This is a genomic window from Streptomyces sp. NPDC001920 (assembly GCF_053594495.1).
Map to the genome: position 1 here is coordinate 1 of NZ_JBSFEP010000048.1, position 3,978 is coordinate 3,978.

The window sequence follows — 3,978 nt, forward strand, 5'->3', positions numbered from 1 at the left end:
GGTGGGTGACGAGGTGGCGGGCGATGAGGCTGCCCAGGGTTCCGGTGCCGCCGGTGATCAGGACGGTCCCCTCCGGATCCAGGGACCTGGGCACGGTGAGCGCCACTTTGCCGATGTGCCGTGCCTGGCTGAGATGACGGAACGCCTCCGGGGCGTGCCGCATGTCCCAGCTCGTGGTCGGCAACGGCTCCAGCACGCCGCGCTCGAAGAGCTCCGCGAGCTCGCCCAGCATCCGCCGTACGCAGTCCGGCCCCTCCTGGTCCAGGTTGTACGCCTGGTACCGCACACCGGGATGGGTCTCACCCACCGCGACGGCGTCACGGATGTCGGTCTTGCCCATCTCCAGGAAGTGGCCACCCGGTGCCACCAGCCGCAGTGAGGCGTCGACGAACTCCTGGGCGAGCGAGTTCAGGACGACGTCGACCCCGAGCCCCCCTGTGACGGAGAGGAACTGCTTCTCGAAGTCCAGCGTCCGTGAGTTGGCGATGTGATCGTCGTCGAAACCCCGGGCGCGCAGCACATGCTGTTTGGCGGGACTTGCGGTCGTGAACACCTCGGCGCCCAGATGACCGGCCAGTTGGAGCGCCGCCAATCCCACGCCGCCGGTGGCGGCATGCACCAGCACCCGCTGACCGGGGCGCAGCCCCACCAGCTCCTTGAGCCCGTAGTACGCGGTCAGGAACGCGACCGGAGCGGAGGCCGCCTGAGCGTCGCTCCATCCGGCCGGCACCGGCACGACCAACCGGTGGTCGGTGACCGCGACCGGGCTCAGCGACCCCTCGAACAGGCCCATGACCCGGTCCCCGACGACGACACCGGTGACGCCCGGGCCCACCTCGGTGACCACCCCGGCCGCCTCGCTGCCGATGGTCTCCTGCCCGGGGACCATGGCGAGCGCGACGAGGACGTCCCGGAAGTTCACACCGGCCGCCCGGACGGAGATCCTCACCTCGCCGTCCGCCAACGGCTGCCGGGCCACCGGATTGTCGATCACGGCCAGCGTCTCCAGCGTGGCCCGGCCGCTCGCCTCCAGCCGCCAGTCGTGCCGGTCCGGAATCCGCAGTGGCGGCGCGGCGTAGGCGTGCGCCAGCCGGGGCACGTGGCAGACCCCGGCCCGCAGTGCCAGTTCGGGCTCCCGCGCGCCGCGCACGACGGATACCAGATCGGCCGAGACGGCGGTGTCGTCGTCCAGGTCGACGAGGGTGATCCGGTCCGGGTTCTCGGACTGTGCGACCCGGACGAAGCCGCGTACCGCGGACGCGGCGATGTCGAGGACTCCCTCGCCGGCGTGTATGGCGACCGCCCGCCGCGTGGCGACGAGCAGATGCGTCGAGGAAAAGCGCTCATCGGCGAGCCACGGCCGCACCACGTCCAGGATCTCGCGGGTCAGCTCCTGGGTACGCGCCACCGGATCGGCGTCCTCCGCGGATCCGTCGCCACCGGAGCAGACGACCACCAGCGTCTCCGGCACCGGCGCGCCCGCGTCCACGGCCTCCACCAGCGCCGCGAGATCGGCGTACGCGGACGGCGACCCGTCCCCGATGACGGCGGCCGGCGGTCCGGCCGGCTCGGGCAGCGGAGCGGGCACGGCGCTCCAGCCCACGTGGAACAGCGAGTGGTGCAGGTCGGCTGCCCCGGCCGCCAACTCGTCCTCGTCCACGGCCCGCAGGGTCAGCGACTCGACGGTGGCGACAGCGCCGCCCGACGGGTCGGAGACCGTCAGCGTCACGGAGTCCTGACCCGTAGGTGTCAGCCGCACCCGCAGCCGGCTCGCGCCGACCGCGTGCAGGGTCACTCCCGTCCACGCGAAGGGCAGCCGTATCGGGCCGGAGAGCGGCCCGCCGTCGGAGCCCGCGTCCAGCAGAGCGATGGTGTGCAGCGCGGCGTCCAGCAGCGCGGGGTGCACACTGAAGCCGTCGGTGTCGGTCCCCTCGGGGAGGGACACCTCGGCACACAGCGCGTCACCGTCGCGCCAGGCGGCCCGCAGCCCACGGAACGTCGTGCCGTACCCGAGTCCGAACTCCGTGAGCCGCTCGTACACGTCCTCGGTGTCCACCGCGACCGCACCCTCCGGGGGCCAGGCACTCGACGACGCCGCGGCCGTCACCGGCGCGTCCTCCGCGGCGAGCAGGCCGGTGCCGTGGCATGTCCATGGGCTGCCCGGCTCCCCGCCCTCCGGCCGTGAATGCACCGCGCAGGAGCGACGGCCCCGCTCGTCCGCCGCGCCCACGGAGATCTGGATCTGCACCGCACCCTTCGCCGGGAGAACGAGGGGCGCCTGAAGGGTCAGGTCGTCGATCCGGTCACAGCCGGCCTGTGCGCCGGCGTGCAGCAGCAGGTCCAGAAAACCGGTACCCGGCAGCAACACGGTGTCCCGCACAGTGTGTTCGGCCAGCCACGGATGGCTCTGCGTCGACAGCAGCCCCGTGAACACGAGACCGTCCGCGTCGGGCAGCTCGACCGTGGCACTGAGCAGCGGATGCTCCGCGCCGGCCAGGCCGGCCGCGGTCACGTCCGCCACCGCCGGGGCCTCCAGCCAGTACGGCCGCCGCTGGAAGGCGTACGTCGGCAACGCCACCGGCCGGGCCTCCGTACCGGCGAAGACGCCCGCCCAGTCCACGGACGCCCCGTGGGTGTGCGCGTGTGCCACCGCGGTCAGCAGCCGCCGGACGCCACCGTGGTCACGGCGCAGGGTATGGAGGACCGCCGCGTCCCGCCCGGCGTCGGCGATGGTCTCCTGGAGCGACGATCCCAGCAGCGGATGCGTGCTCAGCTCCACGAACAGTGTGTGGCCGTCGGCGAGCAGGGCCCGCGACGCCGCCTCGAACCGCACCGGCTCGCGCATGTTGCGGTACCAGTACGGCGCGCCCAGCTCCGCCGTGTCGAGTGGGCCGCCCGTCACCGTCGAGTAGAACGGCACCGCCGAGGAGCGCGGCGACACGGGCGCCAGCACCTTGAGGAGATGGTCGTGGAACACGTCCACCTGTGCCGAGTGCCCGGCGGTGTCCACGCCCGGGATGGACCGGGCGTCGATACCGTCGGCCCGCAGTTCGTCGATCAGCTCGGCCAGGGCGTCCGGGTACCCGGCGACGGAGGCGGTGCCCGGGCTGTTCACGGCCGCGACGGAGAGCCGGTCGCCCCAGCGCTCCAGGCGCAGCCGCAGCTCCTCCGCGTTGAGCGCGACCGCGGCCATGCCGCCCTGCCCGGACAGTTCCAACCAGGCCTGGCTGCGCAGCGCCACCACCCGGGCGGCATCGTCCAGTGACAGGCCCCCGGCGATGTGCGCGGCGGCTATCTCACCCTGCGAATGCCCCACCACGGCCGCCGGCTCCACCCCCAGGTCACGCCACGCGGCGGCCAGGGACACCATCATCGTGAACAGCACCGGCTGCACGACGTCGACGCGGTCGAGCGACGGCGCCTCTGCCTCTTGGCGGAGCACCGACAGCACCGACCAGTCCAGGTACGGCGCGAACGCGGCCTCGCAGGCCTCGACGCACTCGCGGAACGCCCGCGAGTCGTCGAGCAGCCCGTCGGCCATTGCGACCCACTGCGCGCCCTGACCGGGGAACACGAAGACGGGCTTCGCCGCGTGCGCGGCCGAACCCGTCACGACGGACGCCCCGGAGGCGGTGTCTCCCTCCGCGAGGGCGCGCAGCGCTTCGAGCAGCTCGGCGGTGTCCGTGCCGACCACGGCGGCCCGGTGGGTGTGGTGGGCGCGGGTGGTGGCCAGGGCGTGCGCGATGTCGTGCGGGGCGTGTTCGGGGTGGGCCTGGACGTGTGCGTGCAGTCGTGCGGCCTGCGCCCGCAGGGCGTCCTGCGTACGTGCGGACAGGAGCCAGGGTGTGGGGGTGTCGACTGTCGTGGGGGGTGATTCGGGCTGGTCGGGGGCTTGTTCGAGGATGAGGTGGGCGTTGGTGCCGCTGATGCCGAAGGAGGACACCGCTGCTCGGCGGGGTCGCCCGGTCTCGGGCCAGG

The 3,978-nt window shown here is 73.2% G+C and carries 1 protein-coding gene; it reads right to left on the reverse strand.

Going from position 1 to position 3,978, the window contains the following annotated elements; translation table 11 throughout:
- Positions 1–3,943 (reverse strand): acyltransferase domain-containing protein (locus tag ACWCPI_RS38825; RefSeq protein ID WP_451042661.1); only part of this gene is annotated, 3,943 nt, incomplete at its 3' end.
- Between the last annotated feature and the right edge of the window lie 35 nt (positions 3,944–3,978).